This window comes from Microbacterium sp. NPDC006705 (genome assembly GCF_044903545.1).
Taxonomy (GTDB): Bacteria; Actinomycetota; Actinomycetes; order Actinomycetales; family Microbacteriaceae; genus Microbacterium; species Microbacterium plantarum.
Genome location: NZ_JBJDQQ010000001.1, coordinates 551,326 through 573,363, shown reverse-complemented (window position 1 = coordinate 573,363; position 22,038 = coordinate 551,326). Strand labels below are relative to the sequence as shown.

Below are 22,038 nucleotides of genomic sequence, written 5' to 3'. Positions count from 1 at the left end.
CGGGTGAACTGACACGGCCCACGGCGGGCAGGGGTCGCCGACGCCTCACGTAGACTCGACCAGTCGCAACAGGAGGTCATCGTCATGCGCATCACAGGCCTGGGACACGCCGGAATGTTCATCGAGACGGCAGGGGGCAGCATCCTCTGCGACCCGGTCGTCGGACCGAGCTTCTTCGGCTCGTGGTTCCCGTTCCCCGACAACCGGGGCCTCGACTGGGAGCGCTTCGGGCGCGCCGACTTCCTGTACATCTCGCACCGGCACCGCGATCACTTCGACCCCGCGCTGCTGCGCGCGCACGTCCCCACCGACATCCGCGTGCTTCTGCCGGACTACCCGACCGACGATCTCGAACGCGATCTCCGCGATCTCGGGTACGACAACATCATCTACACGCAGGCGGGTGTGCCCCTGGAGTTCGGCGACCTCAAGGTCATGGTCACGCCCCTGCGCGCCCCGAGCGACGGCCCGATCGGCGACTCGTCCCTGTCGGTCGACGACGGCACCGCCTCGGTGCTGAACCAGAACGACTCCCACCCGCTGGATCTCGAGAAGCTGATGTCGTTCGGCAAGCCCGAGGCCTACTTCACCCAGGTGTCCGGCGCGATCTGGTGGCCGATGGTCTACGACCTGCCGCAGGACGCGAAGCAGAACTTCGCTCAGCTCAAGCGCGATGCGCAGAACAAGCGCGCGATGTACTACATCGACAAGGTCGACGCGCCTCACGTCTTCCCGATGGCCGGACCGCCGATGTTCCTGCGCGAAGAGCTCTTCCGTTACAACGGCTGGGGCGAGCAGAACGACTCGATCTTCACCGATCAGGCGCAGTTCCTGGCGCATATGGCCGAAGAGCGTCCCGATCAGAAGGGCTACCTGTTCGTTCCGGGAACGCAGGTCGATCTCAACGACGGCGTGCTGGAGGTCACCCAGACGCTGTACACGGATGCCGAGATCGAGCGCATCTTCTCGGACAAGTGGGCCTACCTCGCCGGGCAGCGCGACAGTCGTCAGGCCGAGGTCCGCGCCGAGATCGAGCGTCGCGCCCCGATCCTGCCGCCCGACGAGATGCTGGCTGCGATCAAGCAGTGGTGGGAGCCGCTTCTGCGCCGCGCGCGGACGATCCGCAACGGTGTGGGCGGGATGGTGCGCTTCCGCATCGGCGAGCTCGACATGGTGGTCGACTTCCCGAAGGCGAAGGTCCGCGAGTACGCCGGTCAGGAGTGCATCTACTGGTACACGATCCCCGCCGACCTGGTGTCGACGAACATCCGCGACCACGAGATCGACTGGTCGAACTCGATCTTCCTGTCGATGCAGTTCGAGGTCGGCCGCAGCGGCAAGTTCAACGAGTTCCTCACGACGTTCTTGAAGTGCCTGTCCCGTGATCGCATCGAGTACGTCGAGAACTGGTACGCCGAGCAGTCGGATCAGACCGAGGATGCCGAACTGGGCGACTGGACCGTGCAGCGCCGGTGCCCGCACCTGCGAGCAGACCTCACGAAGACGGGCAAGATCGAGGACGGTGTGCTCACCTGCTCGCTGCACGACTGGAAGTGGGACCTCGCGACCGGGCGATGCCTGACCACCCAGGGACACCCGATTCGCGCGAGCCGCATCATCGAGACCGCGAACGCGACCAACCCCGCCGCCTGATCTCGTCAGCGCCGAACGGGTGGTGGCCGATCACGACGTGATCAGCCACCACCAGACGAGCAGCAGGGTGACGAGGAAGCCGCCGAGCTGGTTGAGCCAGAGAAAGCGGTCCCAGCCCGCGGTGGCCCGTTCGCACGTCTCGTCGGTGATGTTTCGGAACGGCCACAGCGTGATGAGGTACGGGACCGCCACGAGAGCCGCAAGCGGGCCCGGCCAGCTGGTCGCGAGCATGAGAACGCCGGCGAGGGCGTAGCAGCCCAGCGCGAACCTCACGGTCCAGCGCGCGCCGCGCACGGTCGCGATGGACGCGATCCCCGCCTCGCGGTCGGCCTGGACGTCCTGTACGGCCCCGAACGCGTGCGAGGCGACGCCCCATGCGGCGAAGCCCAGCAGGATGAGGACGAGCTGCCACGTCCAGGTCGCGCCGGTGAGGACCAGCCCGTATACGGCGGGGGAGAAGAAGTGGATGCTGCTCGTGATCGAGTCGGCGAACGGCCGCTCTTTCAGCCGAAGCGGGGGAGCGCTGTAGAACACGACGAAGAAGAGGCTCGCGGCGAGGACGAGCCAGGACAGCGGGGAGCCGACCGCGACGAGATAGGCCACGAACGGCAAGCACGACAGGGCGGCAGCCCAGAGCGTCGCCCGGTGCACCCGCCGGTCGAGGATGGCGCCGTGCGCGCCGCCCTTCCGCGGGTTCCGCAGGTCGGACTCGTAGTCGAAGACGTCGTTGATGCCGTACATCGCGAGGTTGTACGGGACGAGGAAGAACAGGGTGCCGATGAGCAGCGTCGCGTCGATCTGGCGAGTGGTGAGGAGGTACGCCGCCGCGAACGGGTAGGCGGTGTTGATCCAGCTCACCGGGCGGGAGGCGACGAGGAGCTGGCGCGCGAGCGCGGGGGCGGTCATCGTTTCGGCTTCTCCAAGAGGGTCGCGACGGCAGGCACCAGGAAGGCCGCGCACAGCGGGTAGGCGAAGTCTTCGAGCGGCGCGAGTCCGATTCGGATGCCGCTCAGGTGCTCTTCCGGATAGGTGAAGAGCCCGGCGGCGATCATCACGTTATCGAATACCGCCGTCAGCAGGAGGAGCACGACCGCGGCGACCGAGGACCAGGCCATGCGGGCGGCGAAGCGCGGGCGCCGAGCGGACATCGCTGTCACGACGACGGTCACGAGGACGAAGGGGATGACGATGAGGGGATAGGTCATGGCGCGACATCCCTCCGGCGGGGCTCGTGCGGCCGTCCCTCGTGCCTGCGCCGCGCGCCGCCGTAGGCGACCAGCGCGAGGTAGCTGAGGAAGAGGAGGAAGACCGGCTCTTCGAGCGGCAGGTGCGGGGCGAGATCGACACCGAGCAGCGCGGGGCTGTCGCCCTTGACGAACACGCCCGTTGCGATGCCGACAGCGTCCCACAGCAGGAAGAATGCCGTGCCGAGCACAGAGGCGATCACCGTGCGTCGACGGTCGCGCCAGAACGCCAGGCGGAACCGACGATCGAGCAGCCCGACACCGCAGAGCGATACGAGCAAGGCGAGCAGGTACAGGCCCGGCACCGCTCACCCGATGGGGGCGGCCGGCTCGGGCAGCGGGCCGGCGGTCGTGTCTCCGCGCAGGCGCTTGACGACGAGCTCTGCCGAGATCAGGCACATCGGCAGCCCGATGCCCGGGAGCACGGAAGCGCCGGCGTAGTAGAGACCGGGAACCTTCTTGGAGGCGTTCCCCGGGCGGAACAACGCGCTCTGTCCCAGCGTGTGCGCCAGTCCCAGGGAGTTTCCGCGCCACGCCCCGAGGTCGCGCGCGAAGTCCGCGGGTGCGATCGTGCGGCGGACGCGTACGCGAGAAGCGAGATCGTCCACCCCGGTCCACTGCGCGATCTGCTCGATCGCCCGGTCGGCGGCGGCTTCGATCGCGGCATCACCGGCCCCGTCGACACCTCCGCGGCCGAGTTCGGGGTCGGCCGGAATGGGAACTAGGACGAACAGGTTCTCCGATCCGGCTGGAGCGACGGTGTCGTCGGTCGCGCTGGGACGGCACACGTACAGCGACGCGGGATCGGGGATGTGGGTGTCCCGTCCCGAGATCGCATCGAAGTTCTCGCGCCAACCGCGGGTGAAGAGCAGGGTGTGGTGCGACAGCTCGGGCAGTTCGCCCTCGACGCCGAGGAGGATCAGCAGCGCGCCGAAGCTCGGCGTGCGCTTGCGCCACCAGCGCTCGGGGTACGTCTGCCGCTCGGGAGGGAGCAGGACCGTCTCGGTGTGGTGCAGATCGGCTGCGGACACCACGATGTCGGCGGCGACCTCGCTCGTGTCGGCCAGACGGACCCCGCGGGCGCTGCCGTCCGCGGCGGTGAGGATCTGCGCGACGGCGGTGCCGGTGCGCACCTCGACGCCGCGTTCGCGCGCCAAGCGCTCGATCGCCGCGATGATCTCGGTGAAGCCGCCGCGCGGGTACAGCACCGCGTCGTCGAGGTCGAGGTGGCTCATGAGGTGGTAGAGGCTCGGCACGTCATACGGCGACGAGCCGAGGAAGACCGCGGGGTAGCCGAGGACCTGACGCAGCATCGGGTCCTGGAACCGGCTGTCGACGAACCGGTTCAGCGAGCGGGTGAGCAGCGGAGCGAGCGTCGGGATGCGCCGCAGGATGTCGGGGTCGCGGAGCCCCTCGGACGAGGCGTACGTGTCGTACAGGAACTTCGATACCGCGAGGTCGTAGGCGTCGGCAGCGGAATCGAGGTATTCGTCCAGTCGTGCGCCGGCACCGGGCTCACGGCTCTCGAACAGCGCTGTCGCCTCGGCTCGCCCCGACACGACGTCGATGTGATCTCCGATGCCGTCGCCCTCGGGCTCCGCGTAGACGCGATAGGCCGGGACCAGGGGGACCAGGTCGAGTTCAGCCGCCGCCGTCGTCCCGAGCAGGGCGAAGAAGTGCTCGAAGACCTCGGGCATGAGGTACCAGCTCGGCCCGGTGTCGAACCGGAAGCCGTCGCGCTCCCATGTGCCGGCCCGTCCGCCCGTCTCCTCCCGCGCCTCGATAACCGTCACGGCGTGACCCTCATCGGCCAGCAGCGCAGCCGTGGCGAGACCGGCGATGCCGCCGCCGATCACGACGACGCGCGAGCCGGGCGCGGGGCGCTGCGATCGTGCCCGGGTCATGCGCCGGCTCGCAGGGGAGCGGCGCCGACCGTCGCGCGAGCGGCCAGGCCGAGCTTCACGGTGTTCGGCACGCGGACTCGCTGGTCGGTGTCACCGGCCCGTCGTAGGCGGCGGGAGAGCGCCGTGAACAGATCGTGCGCTGCAGTGACGGCGCGTCGGCAGTCCGCCGGCAGGCGCGGGATGATGGCGCCGGCCGCGTCGAGGTCGGCGTCGATACGGTCGAGCACTTCCACGCGCGAGGCGGTGCCGTCGGCGCCGTCGACACCGAGGTAGTCGCGGCCGAGGGATCCGACGTCGTGGGGGAGATCACGCAAGAAGTTCACGTCCTGGAATGCGGCGCCGAGGCGACGTGCGCCGTCGACGAGATCGGGGTCGGCGGGGCGCGGGTGCGAGCCGCCGGCGTTGACGAAGGTCTGGAGGCACATCAGTCCGACGACTTCGGCCGAACCATAGACGTAGGAGGCGTGCGAGCCCGCGTCGTGGGACGACACCTCGAGATCGGTCCGCATCGAGGAGAAGAAGGGTCGCACGAGGTCTGCGCCGATACCGCACTCCCGCGCCGTCGACGCGAACGCGTGGACGATGAGGTTCGCGCTGAAGCCCTCCTCGACCGCCAGGAGCGTCTCCTCCTCGAGCGCGTCGAGGACGCGTCGTTGTGCCGTCAGGGGCATCCCGGCCTGCTCGGCGGATCCGTCGACGATCTCGTCGGCCACGCGAACCAAGGCGTAGATGTTCCGCACGTGCGGACGCACGCGCGGCCCCAGGAGCCGCGCAGCGAGCCCGAACGAGGTCGAGTAGGCCGAGATCACGACGGCTGCGGCGTCGCGCGCGGTTCGGTCGTACAGGGCGATCGCGGAGTCGTCGGGGGTCACGGGATCCGTCCTTCGATGCCGTCGGCGAGCTGCTCGATGAGCGCACGCGCGGCGGGTGGCAGTTCGGCCGCTCGACGCCGCACCGAGGAGAGCGTCTGGCCGATGAGGGTCACCAGCTGCTCGCGGGCGCCGCTGGCGTCGAGCTCGCGCTGTGCCGCCTGGACGGCGATCGGACCCGTCGGCGCCATCGCCAGCGCGGACGACACCTGTGGCCAGGATGCCGAGTCGCGGGCGAAGGAGATGAGAGGCGTGCGCTTGGCCTCGCGGAGGTCCGCGCCGGCGCCCCGGCCGGCCTGCGCCTCGTCGCCGAAGGTGCCGATCAGATCGTCCACCAGCTGGAAGGCGAGGCCGAGGTCCGCTCCGACCGACATCAGCACGCCGCGATCACCGTCGTCCGCCCCGGCGAGCACGGCACCCGCCGCGAGCGGTGCGCAGAAGGAGTAGACCGCCGTCTTGTCGTGAGCCGTGCTGAGCAGTTGCGCGGTCTCCGGCTCGGCAGGGACGACGGCCTGCTCGACGTCGGCGAGCTCTCCGATGGCCGAAACCAGCACGGCATCGTCGAGCAGATCGAACAGGGGTACCCGCTGATCCGACGCGACGTCGGCCGTGGCCACGAGACGCGCCGCCTCGTAGAGAAGGATGTCGCCGGCAAGGACGGCGGCGGCATCGCCCACCCGCTCGGCGTCGTCTGCGCTGACGCCCAGGGACCGGGCGTGCGATCGGAAGGTCCCGCCGACGTTGGGAACACCGCGCCGCTCGATGTCGCGGTCGATCAGATCGTCGTGGATCACGAACGCGCTGTGGAGCAGTTCGAACGCGGCTGCCACGTCCCACAGGCCGGGCGTGGCCAGGCGGTCGCCGCCGAACGCGTCGAACGACGCCACCACCAGAGCCGGGCGGAAGCGCTTGCCGCCGGATGTCGCCGCCGAGGCGGCGCGGATGAGGGCAAGAGCCGATGAGCCCCGAGGGATGGCCCGCTGTGTGAGCCTGGTGAGGACCTCCTCGAGCGCGCGATCGACAGCGGCTCTGCTGTCATCGGGCAAGGAGATCACGTTCACCGTCCTGGATATGCCATTCGCGAGGCGTTTTTGCTAGCTTAACTAGCGTTTGAGCCGATGATAACCAGGCTCGAGAGGTGGTGTCCACATGGCTGACCCGAATGCCGAGGTGGCGAGAAGTCGTGTAGAGCGCTCGGCTCTCGAAGCCGTGCGAGCGTTCAGCGACGCGATGGATCGCATGCATACCGGGCTCCGCTCGGACATGGACATGAACGCCACCGACCTCTCGGCGCTGCGCATGCTCAGCATTCGCGAGCAGCGCGGTGAGCTGGTGAAGCCGCACGACCTCGCGCGCCATCTGGGTATATCGAGCGCTTCCACGACGAAGATGCTCGATCGACTGGCGAAGGAGGGGTTCATCGAGCGCGCGCCGCACCCGAACGACCGACGTGCACTGGTCATCACGCTCACCGAATCGTCCCGGCAGGACTTCGGCCGGCATTTCGCCGCGCGCCTGCGCCGCATGCGAGAGGCGATGGACCCGTTCAGTCCCGAGGAGCTCGCGACGGTCACACGCTTCCTCGACGGCATGAGCGAAGCGATGCTGGCCGACTGACGAAGAGCCGCTGAGACTTGCTCCGCTGGCTTTCGGCGGGCGTGGCTACATGCAACGAAGGCCCCGTCTTACGACGGGGCCTTCGTGTTCTTGTTGCGGGGACAGGATTTGAACCTGCGACCTCTGGGTTATGAGCCCAGCGAGCTACCGAGCTGCTCCACCCCGCGGCACAAGAGATAACACTAGCACGGGGTCCGAGGGGCGTCCAATCGGGGTGGCATCCGGAGCGTCCCGGGCGTGTCGTGACGCGACCGGCATTCGGGTGTTGGCGTCCTCGGTCCGGGGCGAGGAAGATAGCGACATGAGTCCCGCCACCCCGGTCGCCGACCGAGGCGATGACGTCGCAGACGACGGTCGTGCCGAGTCGGCGGACGAGCGTGCCGACCGCAACTGGAACGAGCTGCTCCAGGAGTTGCGCGTCCTGCAGACGGGCACCCAGATCCTGACCGGTTTTCTGCTGGCTCTCGCCTTCCAACCGGCGTTCCGCGACCTGAGCGGGCCGCAGCGGGTGTTCTATCTGACCCTCGTCGTGCTGGCAGCACTCAGCGCGATCGTCGCCCTGTCGCCGGTGGCCCTCCATCGCGGATTGTTCCGCCGCCGGGCCAAGCCCGCCGTCGTCGCGTTCGGTCACACGGCTCTGCTGTTCGCGCTGGTGACGGTATCGGTCCTGCTGGTGGGCGTGGTCGTCTTCGTCTTCGACGTCGTGGTCAGCACTGCGGCATCCTGGGTAGCGGGGGGCGCGCTGGCGTTCCTCATAGCTCTGCTCTGGGTGGTCTCACCGCTCATCTACCGCCACCGCCGTTCGGAGGACCGATGACAGCTCTCGCCGTGGCCCAGTTCGCGCCCGCGGCCGACGTCGACGACAACCTCCGCGCGATCGCCGGGTTCGTCGAACGCGCTCGGTCGCGCGGAGCCCAGATCGTCCTTTTCCCGGAGTACTCGAGCTACTTCGTCGACCCGTTCGACGAGACGCTCCGCGAGAACGCCCAGGACCTCCAGGGTCCGTTCGTCGAGGGGCTCGGCGACCTCGCACGTCATCACGGCGTGCACATCGTCGCGGGCCTTCTGGAGCGGGCTTCGGACGCCGAGCGCGTGCGCAACACGGTCGTGGCCGTGGGACCCGACGGGCTCGTCGCGTCGTACCGCAAACTGCACCTCTACGATGCCTTCGGGCAGCGCGAGTCCGACTGGGTCGAGCCCGGTGCGATCGCGCCGCCCGAGACCTTCGAGATCGACGGCGTGCGCTTCGCGCTGATGACCTGTTACGACCTGCGGTTCCCGGAGATCGGCCGCGTACTCGCCGACACCGGCGCGCACGTCGTCCTCGTTCCCGCACAGTGGGTGCGCGGCCCGCTCAAGGAATTGCAGTGGAACACGCTGCTGCGGGCTCGCGCTATCGAGAACACCTTCTTCGTCGCGGCCGCGGACCATCCGCCGCCGCTGGGGGTCGGCAACTCCGGGGTGTTCGATCCGCAGGGTGTGGAGATCGCCGCGGTGGGAACGTCGAGCGACGTCGCCGTCGCCCACATCGACGTCCATGCGGTCGAGCGCGTCCGACGGGTCAACCCCGCGCTTCGGCTGCGCCGCTTCGAGGTCGTGCCCCGGTCAGAAGGCCCGCGCGAGTCGAGCTGACGCCTCGGCCAGGACGTCCGGGCGCTTGCAGGCGGCGAACCTCACCAGCGTGGCGTACTCGGTCCGGTGCGCGGGCGACGCGAAGGCCGTCAGCGGGATCGCCACGACACCCGCACGGTCCGGCAGCTCCCGGCAGAACGCGTCGCCGTCGGAAGCCCCGAGGGGCGCGGCATCCGCGACGGTGAAGTACGAACCGGCTGGGGTCGACACGGCGAAGCCGGCCTCGCGCAGCCCGGCGCCGAGGAGATCCCGACCCGCGCGCAGACGATCGGCGATACCCGAGAAGACGCCGTCGGGAAGCCGCAGTCCGGCGGCGACGGCAAGCTGGAACGGGCCGGCGTTGACGTACGTGAGCCATTGCTTGACCGCGAGGACTGCGCGGACGAGCTCGGCGGGGCCCGTGACCCACCCGACCTTCCAGCCCGTCACCGAGAACGTCTTGCCTGCGGACGAGATCGACAGCGTCCGCCCAGCGGCGCCGGGCAGGGTCGCGATCGGGACGTGGGGCGCGTCGAAGGTCAGGTGTTCGTACACCTCGTCCGTGACGATCACGGCGTCGTGCCGATGCGCCAAGCGGACGATCTCGTCGATCGTCTCGCGTGAGAAGACCGTCCCGGTCGGATTGTGCGGGTCGTTGACCAGGATGATGCGGGTGCGATCGGTGACGGCTGCGGCGAGCTCGTCGAGGTCGGGCTGGAAGTCGGGCCACCGGAGCGGAACGCCCACGAGGCGGGCACCGGACAGCGCGACCAGGGCCGCATACGCGTCGTAGTAGGGCTCGAAGACGACGACTTCGTCATCCGGGCCGTCGACCAGCGCGAGCACCGTCGCGGCGAGAGCCTCGGTAGCGCCGGCGGTCACCAGCACCTGCGTGTCGGCGTCGAGCTCGATGCCGTACCAACGCGACTGGTGCTCGGCGATCGCGGCCAGCAGTTCCGGCTCTCCGCGACCGGGCGGGTACTGGTTACGGCCGCCGGCGATGGCCGCGCGCGCGGCCTCGAGGACCTCTTGCGGCCCGTCCTCGTCGGGGAAGCCCTGACCCAGGTTGATCGCGCCCGTTCGAGCGGCGAGCGCGGTCATCTCGGCGAAGATGGTGGGGACGGGCAGACCGTCATCGGTCAGGAGACCGGCGCCTCGTGCGGCGCGGCGCCACGCGCCGGGAACCTCGTGCATCCGGCTCAGGCTACACGCATAGGCGTGTCCCATCCTCGGCATAGGCAAACCACAGCATGGGGCGGCAACCTGTTCTTGCTTGGACAAAGGAGCAACCTCGATGAGCGATCAGAACTTCCCCGACGACCGGACTCCCGACGCGCGCAGCGACGCCGAGCAGCCTGCCGACCACGCCCGTACCTCGCCCGTGTCGGCACCTGACGCGGCAGCGACGCCGCGCGCCGACGCGTCCATCCCGCCCCGCCCGCCGCTGCCCGGCGCGCCGGCGGACCCCGGCCCGGCCTTCCACACCCAGCCGACTCAGCCCTACGGCCAGCCCGCACCGCACAGTGGCGCTCCGGCCTTCGGTCAGCCCTTCGCGACGACCGCGGCCCCCGAGTCTCACGACCGAAGCAAGGTCGGAGGCGGGAAGATCGCGGCGATCCTCGTTGCGGCGGCCCTCGTCGGTGGTGCGGCCGGTGTCGGTGGCGCGGCGGCGGTGGGATCGTCGTTCGTCGCGGCTCCCGCTTCCCAGAGCTCGGGCCCGTCGTCGATCACCGTCAACAACCCCGACTCGGTCAACGCGACCACGGCCATCGCGACGAAGGTGCTGCCGAGTGTCGTGACCATCTCCGCCTCGTCCGGCACCTCCGGCGGGACGGGCTCCGGCGTGATCCTCAGCGAAGACGGCTACGTACTGACGAACACGCACGTGGTCACGCTCGACGGAGCCACCGGCGACCCGAAGCTCTCGGTCACCACCTCGGACGGCCGGGTGTACGCGGCCACGATCGTGGGCACTGACCCGACGTACGACCTCGCGGTCATCAAGCTGACCGACGCCTCAGGCCTCACCCCCATCGAGTTCGCCGACTCGAGCAAGCTCAACGTCGGCGACCAGACGGTCGCCGTGGGCGCGCCTCTGGGGCTGTCCAACACCGTGACGACGGGCATCGTGAGCGCGCTGAACCGCTCGATCCAGATCGCGTCGTCGGCGGCGCCCGAATCGGAAGGCGGATCGCAGCAGGAGACCCCGGGCGGGCGCACGCCGTTCGAGTTCGATTTCGGCCAGGGTCAGCAGACGCCGTCCCAGCCGAAGTCGTCGATCGCGATCTCGGTCATCCAGACCGACGCCGCCATCAACCCGGGCAACTCCGGCGGCGCCCTCGTCGATGGCAAGGGTCGACTGATCGGCATCAACGTCGCGATCGCGAGCGCGGGCGGGGCGTCCACCGAGGCCGGCTCCATCGGTGTCGGGTTCGCCATCCCCTCGACGGTCGCCGAACGCGTCGCGAACGAGATCATCGACAACGGCTCGGCTACCCACGGCCTCCTCGGCGCGACGGTCGGAGATGCCGCTGCGGCACCCGGCGCGACGCGTGCCGGCGCTCTCATCAATGAGGTGAGCTCGGGTGGGGCCGCCGCGTCGGCGGGCCTGCGCAACGGCGACATCGTGACGGAGTTCAACGGGATCGCCATCACCGACCAGGTCGACTTGACCGCACAGGTGCGCGCACTGGCCGCAGGCAGCGAAGCCAAGCTCACGTATGTGCGTGACGGCCGTGAGCAGACCGCGACCGTGACCCTCGGCCAGTTGCAGCAGTAAGCGCCGTACCGGCCCGGACGCCACCCCGCGATAGGCTCGCGGGGTGGCGTCCTTCTCGTTCGGCGCGGGCAATGTGCGCAAGGTCCTGCGCATCCCCGCCTATCTCGCGGGACGGCTCGCCACCCTCGTGATCCCGCGTGATCGATCCGCTTGGGTGTTCGGGTGCGCCGTCGGCATCGCCGATGGGGCGCTCGCCCTCTGGCAGGCGGCGCCCCGTCGCCGGGCCGTGTGGCTGGTGTCGTCGCAGCGGCAGGCCGACGATGCGAAGCGCCTCGGCATCCCGACCGTGCAGCGGGACTCGCTTGCGGGCTTCTGGCATACGGCCCGGGCGGGGGTCGTCGTGGTCACGCATGGTCTGGGCGACGTCAATCGCTACGGCGTCGGCGGTGCGTTCCTCGTGCAGCTGTGGCACGGCATCCCGCTGAAGCGGATCGGCCTCGACGCGCCGGTCACGACGGACCCCGGTCGGCTGGGCGGTGTTCCCGGCATCCGGCGTCTCTTGGCTCTGGCGTATCGGCGCACGCAGGCTCAGATCGACCTCCTGCCGGCAGCGTCCCACCGCGTGCGCGGCCGCCTGGAGAGCGCCTTCGGGCTCGACGACAGCCATGTGCCCGTGCTCGGTGAGCCGCGGGTCGACGTGCTCTCGCCCGCGGACCGCCGACAGGGGCGACAGGACGCGCGTCGGCGCCTCGAGACCGCGGTCCCCGGCCTCGCAGATGCTCATGCCGTGCTGTACGCGCCGACCTGGCGCGACGGAGACCCCGATCCGGCGACGCCCGACGCTGCCGACTGGCAGCGCATCCTTACCGTTCTCGAGGCGCACGACGCCGTTCTCCTGGTCCGCTCTCACCCCCTGGGCGGGGGCGACTACACCCCACCGTCGCCGACGCCGCGCGTCCGCATACTCGGGAGCGACCTCGTCCCGGACGTGACGCCCCTGCTCCCGGCCATGGACGCGCTCGTCACGGATTACTCCTCTCTCGTCTACGACGCCGGGCTCGTGCCGCTGCCGACGCTCTTCCTGGCCCCCGATGTCGAGCGCTACGCCCGCACTCGCGGCTTCTACGGCACCTACGGGGAGGTCGCGGGCGACGACGCCGCCCGATCGTGGCCCGAGCTGTGCTCGCAGCTCGACGAGCTCCTCGCGGGAGGACCGGAAACGGATCGTCGTCGCCGCCGATCGGCTGAGCTGAGCCTGCGCATGCACGCGTGGCGAGACGGCGGGAACGCGCGTCGAGTACACGAGGCGATCGTCGCTGCGGTGCCGGAAGCTGCAGGGGAGCGGTCGTGATGATCATCGGGTTCGATGTCGAGGGCTCACCCGTCCTCACCGTGAGCGGTGCCGGCCCCACGCCCGGCGAGGTTCAGGTCGTCGGCCCGCGGGCGCGATCTCGCGCCGAGGTGACGACTGTGGCCGGCGGCTGGACGGCGCGTGTCCCTCTGCACGCGTCCCGCTGGGGCGGCGCCTCCCTCCCGCTGCCCGGGGGAAGCTACGACCTCGTCATCGACGGCGTCCGAATGCAGGGCGACGGCGGCCAGGACACCGAGATGCCGGCGCCCTTCCACGGGCGCACGCTTCGCGCGAGCTGGGACGGAGCACTGCTGCGCATCGGGCCGCCCGTCGATCCGGCGCTCGCGTCGGGAGAGGGGAGTCGGGCCCTCGAACAGCGCTATGCCGCTCACCGCGGACCCCTCGAGAACGCCGTCTTCTTCGAGAGCTTCTACGGCCGGAGCGCGAGCGACAATCCGCTCGCGATCGACCGCGAACTGGCGCGCGTGGCTCCCGCAGTCACCCGCTATTGGAGCGTTGTCGATCTTTCGGTCGCGGTGCCCGAGGGAGCGATCGCCGTGGTCGACGGAAGCCCCGAATGGTGGCGAGCCCGGGGCGCCGCCCGACTGCTTGTGGTCAACGACTGGCTGCGCCGGCAGTTCGTCCGGAAACCGGGTCAGGTCGTCCTCCAGACCTGGCACGGTACGCCTCTCAAACGACTCGCTCTCCACCGGCCGGGCTTCGACCCGCGACGGGCCCTCGCCGTGTTCCGTGAGAGCAGGCGCTGGGACATCCTCCTCGCCCAGAACCCCTACAGCGCACGTATGCTCCGGGCGGCGTACGCGTTCCGGCGCAAGCCGGTGTGGGTCGAAGGGTATCCGCGGACGGATGAACTGCACACCGGCGATCGGGAAGCCGTGCGCGCGTCCCTCGGGATCGATGCCGGAGCGCAGGTGCTGCTGTACGCGCCCACGTGGCGCGACGACCGTCAGACGATCGTCGACTTCCTCGATCTGCCAGCGCTCGCCGAGGCGACAGGTGCGGTGGTGCTGGTCCGCGGGCACTCGCGGACGCTGGCGCCCGGCGCCGACGAGCGCGGGGCCCGCGTGATCGATGTGACGTCGTACCCCGACCTGGCTGCGCTTCAGCTCGCCTCGGACGCACTCATCACCGACTACTCGTCCGTCATGTTCGACTACTCCGTCACCGGGCGGCCGATGTACTTCTTCGTTCCCGACCTCGAGCACTACCGCGGTGAGCTGCGCGGGTTCTACTTCGATCTGACGGATGCGGCCCCCGGTCCGGTCGTGCGGACGCAGAAGGAACTGGTTCGCGCCATCACCTCCGGCGAGGGGGGCGACCCCGAGCGGTACGCCCGCTGGCGCGCCCGGTTCAACGCTCGTGATGACGGTCGGGCCGCAGAGCGCGTGGTCGCGCGGATCCTCGACCAGAGATTGGTCTCGCGCGATTGACCTAGGGAAGCGGCGTGTTCCGCTCGAGGCGCGATGTGTCGACGGTGCCCCGCGCCCCGCGCGCGGCGCCCTGCAGAAAGCCGACGCCCCATGACAGATGCATCGACGGCAGGACCGCGAGGGTCCAGAGGCGGTCTCGCAGTCCGCGACCGCCGCCGCGCCCGGCCGCGACGACGGCGATGAGGGCCGCGTAGGCCGCGACAGGCGCATGGGCGATCGACAGCAGGATGCCGGCGCGTCCCGGCGCCGCTCCGAGGAGCTGGGCCGCGCCGACGACGAGCGATGCGGCGGTCGCCACGACGAGTGCCGGAGGAGCGAAGAAGCGCAGACCGTTCCGTCTGCCGAAACGTCGTACGAGCTCGCCCCGCCATGAGCCGGTCGCCCGGAACTGCCGTACGAGGCGGGACCAGCTGTCGCGAGGCCAATAGGTGACGTGCAGGTCGGGGTCGAACCACACCCGATACCCGGCTCGCCGGATGCGGAGGTTGAGCTCCCAATCCTCGCCGCGGCGGATTCCTTCGTCGAACAACCCGACCTCGTCGAGGACGCTGCGCCGCATCACGCCCAGGTAGGCGGATTCGGCGGGGCCCTCGGTGGTACCGCCGTGGTATGCGCCGCCGCCGAGCCCGATGCGCGAGTTGTAGGCGCGGGCCACCGCTCGCTGGAAAGCGCTTCGGCCTTCGGCGCGCATCACACCGCCGACGTTCGCCGCCTGCACCCGAGCGAGCGTGTCGAGTGCGGCGCGCGCGTACCCGGGCTCGAGCTCCGAATGCGCGTCCACCCGCACGATCGTCGGGTAGCGAGCCGCCCGGATCGCGATGTTCAAGCCGACGGGGATGTGAGCCGCGGGGTTTCGGACGAGACGGATCCTCGGTTCCTCGTCGGCGAGCCGGCGGGCCACCGCGTCCGTTCCATCGGAGGACGGGCCGAGCGCGAGGATCACCTCGATGGGCGCGTCGAGGTCCTGAGCGAGCACGCTGCGCACGGCGTGTTCGAGGTAGTCGCGCTCATTGAGCACGGGGATGACGAAGGACACGCCCGCGCCTCGGTCCGGTACGGGCGCCGGACGCCATCCGTGCGCGTCGTCATGCATCCGTCGATCATGTCACGCGCGCCCGCTCCCGCTGATACGCTCCGGCTGACCCGCTCGGTACCCTGGAAGGGTGGGAATCATCTCGGACGTCCGAAAAGCCGTCGCCCTGGTGCGGCGTGCCGTCTCGAACCGGGCCGCGTACGTCGACGTGCGACGCTCCCTCACCAGGGCGCCGCAGCCACCCGCCGGTCACTTCCGCATCGCGGTGTACTTCGCCGACGGTGACGTGAACATGTACCAGATACGGCAGTGGTACAAGCCGCTCCAACTCCTCGCGAAGACCTGGCCGGTCGTCGTCATCAGCCGCAGCGCCACCGGCGCGCAGGCGATCCTCGCCGATGGTGCGCTGCCCGTCCTGTTCGCCCCGACCGTCCGGGCCCTCGAATCGGTGGTCGCCGCGCAGGACATCCGGGTCGTCCTGTACGTCAATCAGAACACCCGTAACTTCCAGATGTTCCGCTACGGGCACCGATGGCATGTGTTCATCAACCACGGCGAGTCCGACAAGATGTACATGACCACGAACCAGTTCAAGGCGTACGACTATGCCCTGATCGCAGGTGATGCGGCTCGAGAGCGTCTCGGTCGCGTTCTCTGGGACTACGACCTCGACGCGCGCACGATCGCGATCGGTCGGCCGCAGGCGGATCACTTCTCGGGATCGCTCCCGTACCCCGAGGACGGGCGCCGCGTCATCCTCTATGCGCCCACCTGGGAGGGCGACCGCCCCGCCGCGCACTATGGCTCGATCGCCTCGCACGGCGAGGCTCTGGCGGCCGCGGTCCTCGCGTCACCGCAGCACCGGTTGATCTATCGGCCGCATCCGAGGTCCGGGGTCGTCGACGCGGCGTACGGTGACGCGCATCGGCGCATCGTCGCGGCGATCGCCGCCGCCAACAGCGCTGACCCGCTCGCTCATCACGTGTACGACGATGGTCCCGAGCTGGGGTGGCAGCTCGCCGCCGCCGATCTCGCCGTCGTCGACATCTCCGCGATGATCTACGACCGGCTGGCGGTCGCGAAGCCGCTGCTCGTCACCCGGCCCGCGGATCCGGCAGCGCTCGTCGATACGGGCGGCTACCTCGCGGATGCCGCCTGGCTCGACGCGGCCTCGGCGGCGTCGATCGTCGAGATCGCAGACCGCATCGCCGATGACCCCGACGCATCCGGGCGCCTGCGCGGGTGGTCGCGTCACTACTTCGGCGACACATCGCCGGGGGCCGCAACAGCGCGCTTCCACGCCGCGATCGAGCTGCTCATGCAGCGATGGGCGGAGTGGGACGCACGCACGGTCACCGTCGCCGACGAACGCGACGAGGCGGAGTTCGACGACGCCTGACGGGGGCCCTTGCCGGCTTCAGAAGCCGGCGAACCCGATCATCGCCGCGCCGGCGAGGAAGAGTGCCGCGAGCGCGACGGCGATCACGACGAGCACCAGATGCACGGTGAAGAACCGGGTACGCCGCCCGTCGGCATCCCTCGCGCGCGGGTCACGGGAGACACGTCGCAGGAAGGTCGGCCACGTGACGATGTTGAAGACGGCGCCCACGAGGAGGATCGTCACGACGAAAGCGATCATGATTCTCTCCGATCGGCGGAAGCGTCGTTCGCGCCCTTCTCTCGTGCGCTGCGCCGCTCGACACGCCGGAACGGTCGAGAGGCGAGCGAGCCGAGCTGACGGCCGCCCTCGGCGAACGTGCCGCTGATCCGACGCGCCACGAGCGCCGGACCTCGTCCGTTCGGTTGATTTTCCTCTCCGGGATCCAGCGTCGCCGGGAACGCGCTCGGGACAACGCCGAAGGCCCGGCGTGCGCCCGAGATGACGCGGCGCCCGAGGATGTGGTTGCCCGTGCCGCCGATCGCTGCGCCGATGCCGAACGGAAGCGCCTTGCCGACGACCGACGCGCCTCCCGCCGCGGCGAAGCGGCGCAGAAAAGCGTGCTTCAACCGGTCGAGGACAGGACCGACGGCCGTACGGGGGAGGGATGACGTCACGAGCTCGCCCCAGTAGGAGCTGCGCGCTGCGCCCTTGCCGCTGGCCTGTCGTGCGAACTGACCGACCAGATCCGCGCCCTCGCGGCCCAGCATGAGCGCGAGGACCAGGGCTCGAGCGCGATCGGGGTTGTCGACCGGGATGCCGTGCAGTTCTGCAAGAGATTGCGCGAACAGAGCGGTCGCTTCGAGGAATCCCGCCGTCTCGACGCCGCTGAGGGCGAGCGTCGTGGCCGTGCCGATCCCGGGGATCACCGCCGTGGCTCCGACCGCCGCGCCGCCCGTGGTGACCGCCGTGAGGTATCGACGTTCGAGCATCTGCACGACCTGGGCGGTCGTGGCACCGGGGTGCCGCTGCCGGATGCCGCGCAGATGTGCCAGGACGACCGGACGCTGCACGGCGAGGAGCCGGTCGAGCGTGCGGACGGTCAGCGGATGCTGCGCTCCCTCAGGGTCGCCCGCGTCGCGGCGCGGGGCGTCGTCGGGAAGAGAGTCGATGCGATGCACCTTTCGGGCCATGACACCCATCCTCTCGCGCCGCGGGCGCGGCGGGCTCAGACGTAGAGGTTCGCGCGTTCGAGATCTTCCGCGAAGTCGACCTCGACGGCGTAGAGGTCGGAGATGTCCATCGGCTCGAGCAGCAGGCCGTTCTCGGCGATCGCGAGCTCGAGTCCGCGCTCGAAGTAGTCCTGGTCGTCGACACGAGCGAGCTGCGCGATGAGAGCCTTCTTGTCGCGCCCGGAGATGTAGTTGATGCCGACCGCTTCGCCGATGCCGCCCCGGACGGTCTTGGAGAGCTCCTTGATGAAGCCCTCGCCGCTGACGGTGTACTTGACCTCTTCGTCGCTCACCTTCGCGGTGTTGACAGTGACGAACGACTGGTCCCGCTCGATGAGCGAGACGGCGCGTCCGAGCACGCGGGGGTCGAACACCACGTCGCCGTTCATCCAGAGCACGCCGCCGCGGCCCGAGGCCTTGAGTGCGCGCAGCAGGCTCTGCGAGGTGTTCGTCTCGTCGTAGCGGGCGTTGTACACGTAGTCGACATCCGGGAACGCGTCGACGATCGTCTCGGCGCGGTAGCCGACGACGGTCGTGATGCGCGCGTCGTCGCCGAAAGCGGCGCGGATGTTGTCATGCTGCTGCTGCATGATGCTCCGGCCGTCGTTCAGCTCGGTCAGCGGCTTGGGGAGGGAACGGCCCAGACGGGAACCCATCCCTGCGGCGAGGATCACGATCTGAAGGCCCACGAGCATCTCCTGAAGTTACGAGTTAGATCAGTATTCACCGAGGTGAAACCCCGGCAGAGCGTTTTTCATGGTACCGACCGCTTCTGGGAGCTCGCCGGAACACTCGGAGCCGTTGCGCTTTCGTGACCTTCCTGGTAGCGCGATTCTCGGTGTTTTGATGACGACGAGCCGTGGCGCTGACCACCCGCTTGATAGGTTTGGGGGGTGACAGACGACACCTCCGCCCCCCAGATCGAGAAGCGTGTCGAGTCGCCTGTCGATACCTCTGTGCCACCTCTGCCGGACATCCCCGCCGAGGTCGCTGCGGCCGGACTCGCGGTCGCCGCGACGTCGGCTGCCGCCTCGCCCGAAGAAGCGTCGACGGACCGCAAGAAGTCCCCCGTGAAGACGGCGAAGCCGCGGAAGCCGCGCGCGTCGGGGGCACCCGCGGCGAAGAAGTCCCCGCGGAAGCCGCGGTCCGCGAGCGCTTCGACCGCGGCGGGTACGACGCCGCCCAAGCCTGAGATTCCCGCAGCCGTCGCTGCGGCCGCGTTCGTGGCACCGGCGGAGGACGCCGCGCGTGAGAGCGCGGAGTCGGATGGCATGGCATCGAGTGGCATGGCATCGAGCGATGCGATCGTGGGCGACGCGGCATCCGCGCCCGCTGAGCTGCACGACGAGGCAGCGACGGACGCGGCTGAACCGGAGAGCGCCCCGGCGACCGAGCCTGAGCCGGAGCCAGAACCGCAGCCGGAAGCGGAACCTGAGCCCGAGCCCGAGCCCCTGCCGGAACCTGAGCCAGAGCCCCTGCCGGCGCCGGAGCCGGAGCCGGAGTCGGAGCCCTCGCCGGAGCCGCAGCCTGAGCCTGAGCCGCAGCCAGAACCGCAGCCGGAACCGGAACCTGAGCCCGAGCCCCTGCCGGAACCTGAGCCGGAGCCGGAGCCGGAACCTGAGCCGGAGCCCGTCGTCACCGCGCCGGCGGCCGATGCTGTGGCCGATGTGGAGACGGAAGCCGCGCCCCCGGCGCTGCGTCTGAGCGGCGTCACCAAGGCCTACGGCGAGGCGCGTGCAGTCGACCGCATCGACCTCGAGATCCCCGCGGGGTCGTTCTACGGGCTGGTGGGTCCGAACGGTGCCGGCAAGACGACCACGCTGTCGATGATCGCCGGACTCCTCCGTCCCGACGAGGGGGCTGTCGAGATCGCGGGCATCGACATCCGTCGAGACCCGGCCAGGGCGAAGCGGCAGATGGGCGTCCTGCCCGACCGCCTGCGGACCTTCGACCGGCTGTCCGGCCGTCAGCTCCTGTACTACTACGGCGTCCTGCGGGGACTGAAGCCCGCGGTCGTCGAGAATCGCATCAACGACCTCGCTGCGGCCTTCGATCTGACCGACGCGCTCGGACGCAGCGTCTCGGATTACTCGGCCGGCATGACGAAGAAGGTCATGCTCGCGGGTGCCATGATCCACGCGCCTCGCCTTCTCGTGCTCGACGAGCCCTTCGAGTCGGTGGATCCCGTATCGAGCGCCGCCATCCTCGACATCCTGCAGAAGTACGTCGCCCACGGCGGCACCGTCATCCTGTCGAGTCACGGCATGGAACTCGTCCAGCGCGCCTGCTCCGGCGTCGCCGTTCTCGTCGGCGGCCGCATCCTGGCAGCCGGGACGGTCGACGAGGTGCGGGACGGGCGCACGCTGGAACAGCGGTTCCTCGAACTTGCCGGCGGGACCAGCGCGGTGGAGGGCCTCGAATGGTTGCACACGTTCTCCGACTGAGGTTCGACGTCCTGGTCGGGGCGCTGCGATTCCACCGTGCCCGCGCTCTGACAGCGCTGGCCGCGGCCGTCGTGCTGGTCGGTGCGATCGTCCTCGCGCTCCTGCGCCTGCAGGACGCGCCCCTCGCGAGCGCACTGGTGGTGCTCGCGGTCGGTGGGGCGGCCGTGTCGGCCTGCTTCGCGGTGGTGCCGTTGGTCACTCCCGTTCGCGACCCTCTCGATCCGCGCGCCTTCATCGTGACCGGCCGTGACTGGCGGCTCGTCGCGGCCGCGACCGCCGCGGCCAGTCCGCTGAGTCTGCCTTCGGCGGCCGTGATCGTGGTCGCGGTGGCCGTCGCCCTGACCTGGATCGCCCATGGCGTCGACCCGGTAGCGGCGGGTTTCGGCGCCGCGCTGATCGTCGTCACCCAGCTCCTGCTCGCGCGAGTAGCCCTCGGGGTCGCCGCTCTCGTGCTCGCCGACCGCCGGTCGCGCGAGCTGACGACGCTGCTGCTGCTCGGCATCGCGGTGGTCGCGATCCCGGTCGCGGTCTTCCTCGCATCGCTGAACTGGGACGACGGCGTTCCGGGCCCCCTACTCGCTGCGGTGAGGACCCTCGCGGTCACCCCCGTCGGGGCGGCATGGGTTCTGCCGCTCGATCCGCGTCCGGCCGTCGTGATCGTCGCGGTTCTGTCCGTCGCGGCGTTGGCCGCAGCATGGATCCTGATCGTGCGACGGATGCTCACCCACACCGAGCGACCCGTATCCGTCCGTGAGCGCCGGGGACTCGGCTGGTTCACCGTCACCCCGGGCACGCCCGGAGGCGCGGTGGCGGCGCGCTCTCTCGTGTATTGGCTGCGTGATCCGCGGTACCTCGTCGACATCGCGATCATCCCGGTCGCGGCCGTCGTCGCGGTCGTGCCTCTCATCATCGTCGGCGTGCCGCATGAGATCGCGGCGCTGATCCCCGCTCCGCTCATCGCCCTCCTGCTCGGTTGGGTCGTCCACAATGACCTCGCGTACGACGGTTCGGCGGTGTGGCTGCACATCTCGAGCGCTGTGCGCGGTGCGTCTGACCGCATCGGGCGACTCGTGCCGCTGCTCCTGGTCGCACTGCCGCTGCTCGCAATCGCGATCCCGGTGGGAATCGGCATCCACGGTGACTGGAACGTTCTGCCGGTGATGGTCGGGGTGTGCTCCGCGCTGCTCTTCGGTGGCCTCGGCCTCTCGTCGGTGTCGTCCGTCCTCGCTCCCTACGCCGTCGCCCGGCACGGAGACAGTCCGTTCCAGCAGCCCCAGCGCACGGGCGGCGGGGTCGCTCAGGGCGCGGTGCTGGTCGGCGCGCTTCTCGCCGCATCGCCGGCGTTGTGGTGGTCCTGGCGGTTCCTGCAGGGGGAGGCGCACGCGCAGTGGTGGGCTCTCGGAACCGGACTCGGGGTCGGGCTGCTTGTGCTCGCAGTCGGCATCCTCATCGGGGGTCTGCTGTTCGACCGCCGCGGGGACCGGCTGATGGCATTCGCCGAGACGACCTGATCGTTCGCCGATAGAATTCCC

At 69.9% G+C, this 22,038-nt stretch carries 21 protein-coding genes and 1 tRNA gene; 10 read left to right on the top strand and 12 right to left on the bottom strand.

Annotated features, from left to right (window positions below; translation table 11 throughout):
- Nucleotides 1–84 precede the first annotated feature (84 nt).
- Nucleotides 85–1,653, top strand: coding sequence for a Rieske 2Fe-2S domain-containing protein (locus ACI2K6_RS02755; RefSeq protein WP_404568027.1), 1,569 nt, complete (start codon nt 85–87; stop codon nt 1,651–1,653).
- 30 nt (nt 1,654–1,683) lie between these two features.
- Here ACI2K6_RS02755 and ACI2K6_RS02750 read toward each other — a convergent pair whose 3' ends face one another.
- The 6 genes from ACI2K6_RS02750 to ACI2K6_RS02725 are packed head-to-tail and all read right to left on the bottom strand — an operon-like array spanning nt 1,684 to nt 6,725.
- Nucleotides 1,684–2,559: a prenyltransferase gene (locus ACI2K6_RS02750; RefSeq protein ID WP_282502440.1), complete on the bottom strand. Its 876-nt coding sequence runs from the start codon at nt 2,557–2,559 to the stop codon at nt 1,684–1,686.
- Nucleotides 2,556–2,858, bottom strand: a complete 303-nt coding sequence (locus tag ACI2K6_RS02745; RefSeq protein ID WP_112614300.1) for a lycopene cyclase domain-containing protein — start codon at nt 2,856–2,858, stop codon at nt 2,556–2,558. Before ACI2K6_RS02745 ends, ACI2K6_RS02750 begins: the two co-directional genes overlap by 4 nt.
- Complete coding sequence (locus ACI2K6_RS02740; RefSeq protein ID WP_114587808.1) at nt 2,855–3,202, bottom strand: lycopene cyclase domain-containing protein; 348 nt, start codon at nt 3,200–3,202, stop codon at nt 2,855–2,857. The genes ACI2K6_RS02745 and ACI2K6_RS02740 overlap by 4 nt, the downstream gene beginning before the upstream one ends.
- 3 nt (nt 3,203–3,205) lie before the next feature.
- Complete coding sequence (crtI, locus tag ACI2K6_RS02735) at nt 3,206–4,801, bottom strand: phytoene desaturase family protein (RefSeq protein WP_404568025.1); 1,596 nt, start codon at nt 4,799–4,801, stop codon at nt 3,206–3,208.
- Nucleotides 4,798–5,673 (bottom strand): squalene/phytoene synthase family protein, encoded by an 876-nt coding sequence (locus tag ACI2K6_RS02730; protein ID WP_282502442.1) that lies wholly within the window; start codon nt 5,671–5,673, stop codon nt 4,798–4,800. Before ACI2K6_RS02730 ends, crtI begins: the two co-directional genes overlap by 4 nt.
- Nucleotides 5,670–6,725, bottom strand: coding sequence for a polyprenyl synthetase family protein (locus tag ACI2K6_RS02725; RefSeq protein ID WP_112615099.1), 1,056 nt, complete (start codon nt 6,723–6,725; stop codon nt 5,670–5,672). Before ACI2K6_RS02725 ends, ACI2K6_RS02730 begins: the two co-directional genes overlap by 4 nt.
- A gap of 94 nt (nt 6,726–6,819) precedes the next feature.
- Between ACI2K6_RS02725 and ACI2K6_RS02720 the strand changes: the two genes are divergently transcribed.
- Nucleotides 6,820–7,287: a MarR family transcriptional regulator gene (locus ACI2K6_RS02720; RefSeq protein ID WP_274177724.1), complete on the top strand. Its 468-nt coding sequence runs from the start codon at nt 6,820–6,822 to the stop codon at nt 7,285–7,287.
- Nucleotides 7,288–7,380: 93 nt separating this feature from the next.
- On the opposite strand, the gene ACI2K6_RS02715 is transcribed toward ACI2K6_RS02720, so the two are convergent.
- A tRNA-Met gene (locus tag ACI2K6_RS02715) sits at nt 7,381–7,454 on the bottom strand.
- A gap of 134 nt (nt 7,455–7,588) precedes the next feature.
- Between ACI2K6_RS02715 and ACI2K6_RS02710 the strand changes: the two genes are divergently transcribed.
- Together ACI2K6_RS02710 and ACI2K6_RS02705 are read left to right on the top strand one after the other, a co-directional pair.
- On the top strand, nt 7,589–8,104 hold the full coding sequence (locus ACI2K6_RS02710; protein WP_112614310.1) for a DUF6328 family protein: 516 nt from the start codon (nt 7,589–7,591) through the stop codon (nt 8,102–8,104).
- Entirely contained in the window at nt 8,101–8,919 is an 819-nt protein-coding gene (locus tag ACI2K6_RS02705; RefSeq protein ID WP_323987562.1) for a carbon-nitrogen hydrolase family protein, read from the top strand. Before ACI2K6_RS02710 ends, ACI2K6_RS02705 begins: the two co-directional genes overlap by 4 nt.
- On the opposite strand, the gene ACI2K6_RS02700 is transcribed toward ACI2K6_RS02705, so the two are convergent.
- Nucleotides 8,893–10,092: an aminotransferase class I/II-fold pyridoxal phosphate-dependent enzyme gene (locus tag ACI2K6_RS02700; RefSeq protein WP_269266493.1), complete on the bottom strand. Its 1,200-nt coding sequence runs from the start codon at nt 10,090–10,092 to the stop codon at nt 8,893–8,895. The genes ACI2K6_RS02705 and ACI2K6_RS02700 overlap by 27 nt on opposite strands.
- A 100-nt stretch (nt 10,093–10,192) precedes the next feature.
- Between ACI2K6_RS02700 and ACI2K6_RS02695 the strand changes: the two genes are divergently transcribed.
- The 3 genes from ACI2K6_RS02695 to ACI2K6_RS02685 are packed head-to-tail and all read left to right on the top strand — an operon-like array spanning nt 10,193 to nt 14,419.
- Nucleotides 10,193–11,677, top strand: coding sequence for a S1C family serine protease (locus ACI2K6_RS02695; protein WP_282502444.1), 1,485 nt, complete (start codon nt 10,193–10,195; stop codon nt 11,675–11,677).
- Nucleotides 11,678–11,720: 43 nt separating this feature from the next.
- Nucleotides 11,721–12,968: a CDP-glycerol glycerophosphotransferase family protein gene (locus ACI2K6_RS02690; protein ID WP_282502445.1), complete on the top strand. Its 1,248-nt coding sequence runs from the start codon at nt 11,721–11,723 to the stop codon at nt 12,966–12,968.
- A complete protein-coding gene (locus ACI2K6_RS02685; RefSeq protein WP_404568568.1) occupies nt 12,968–14,419 on the top strand; it encodes a CDP-glycerol glycerophosphotransferase family protein in 1,452 nt (483 codons plus the stop codon). Before ACI2K6_RS02690 ends, ACI2K6_RS02685 begins: the two co-directional genes overlap by 1 nt.
- 1 nt (nt 14,420) lies before the next feature.
- On the opposite strand, the gene ACI2K6_RS02680 is transcribed toward ACI2K6_RS02685, so the two are convergent.
- Nucleotides 14,421–15,512 carry a glycosyltransferase family 2 protein gene (locus ACI2K6_RS02680; RefSeq protein ID WP_282502446.1) on the bottom strand — a complete coding sequence of 364 codons (1,092 nt, stop codon included), beginning with the start codon at nt 15,510–15,512 and terminating at the stop codon, nt 14,421–14,423.
- 70 nt (nt 15,513–15,582) lie between these two features.
- Between ACI2K6_RS02680 and ACI2K6_RS02675 the strand changes: the two genes are divergently transcribed.
- Nucleotides 15,583–16,851, top strand: a complete 1,269-nt coding sequence (locus ACI2K6_RS02675) for a CDP-glycerol glycerophosphotransferase family protein (protein ID WP_274177730.1) — start codon at nt 15,583–15,585, stop codon at nt 16,849–16,851.
- Between the two features lie 18 nt (nt 16,852–16,869).
- Here the strand turns inward: ACI2K6_RS02675 and ACI2K6_RS02670 are convergent, their stop codons facing one another.
- Genes ACI2K6_RS02670 through ACI2K6_RS02660 form a run of 3 tightly spaced genes read right to left on the bottom strand, consistent with a single transcriptional unit; the run spans nt 16,870 to nt 18,751 of the window.
- Nucleotides 16,870–17,091, bottom strand: a complete 222-nt coding sequence (locus ACI2K6_RS02670) for an SCO4848 family membrane protein (protein ID WP_114587800.1) — start codon at nt 17,089–17,091, stop codon at nt 16,870–16,872.
- Nucleotides 17,088–18,023: a hypothetical protein gene (locus ACI2K6_RS02665; protein WP_404568019.1), complete on the bottom strand. Its 936-nt coding sequence runs from the start codon at nt 18,021–18,023 to the stop codon at nt 17,088–17,090. Before ACI2K6_RS02665 ends, ACI2K6_RS02670 begins: the two co-directional genes overlap by 4 nt.
- A 35-nt stretch (nt 18,024–18,058) precedes the next feature.
- Nucleotides 18,059–18,751 (bottom strand): NTP transferase domain-containing protein, encoded by a 693-nt coding sequence (locus ACI2K6_RS02660; RefSeq protein WP_114587798.1) that lies wholly within the window; start codon nt 18,749–18,751, stop codon nt 18,059–18,061.
- A gap of 204 nt (nt 18,752–18,955) precedes the next feature.
- Here ACI2K6_RS02660 and ACI2K6_RS02655 point away from each other — a divergent pair, with 204 nt between their 5' ends.
- A complete protein-coding gene (locus ACI2K6_RS02655) occupies nt 18,956–20,506 on the top strand; it encodes an ATP-binding cassette domain-containing protein (RefSeq protein ID WP_404568017.1) in 1,551 nt (516 codons plus the stop codon).
- Nucleotides 20,482–22,017 (top strand): hypothetical protein, encoded by a 1,536-nt coding sequence (locus tag ACI2K6_RS02650; RefSeq protein WP_274177732.1) that lies wholly within the window; start codon nt 20,482–20,484, stop codon nt 22,015–22,017. Before ACI2K6_RS02655 ends, ACI2K6_RS02650 begins: the two co-directional genes overlap by 25 nt.
- Nucleotides 22,018–22,038 lie beyond the last annotated feature (21 nt).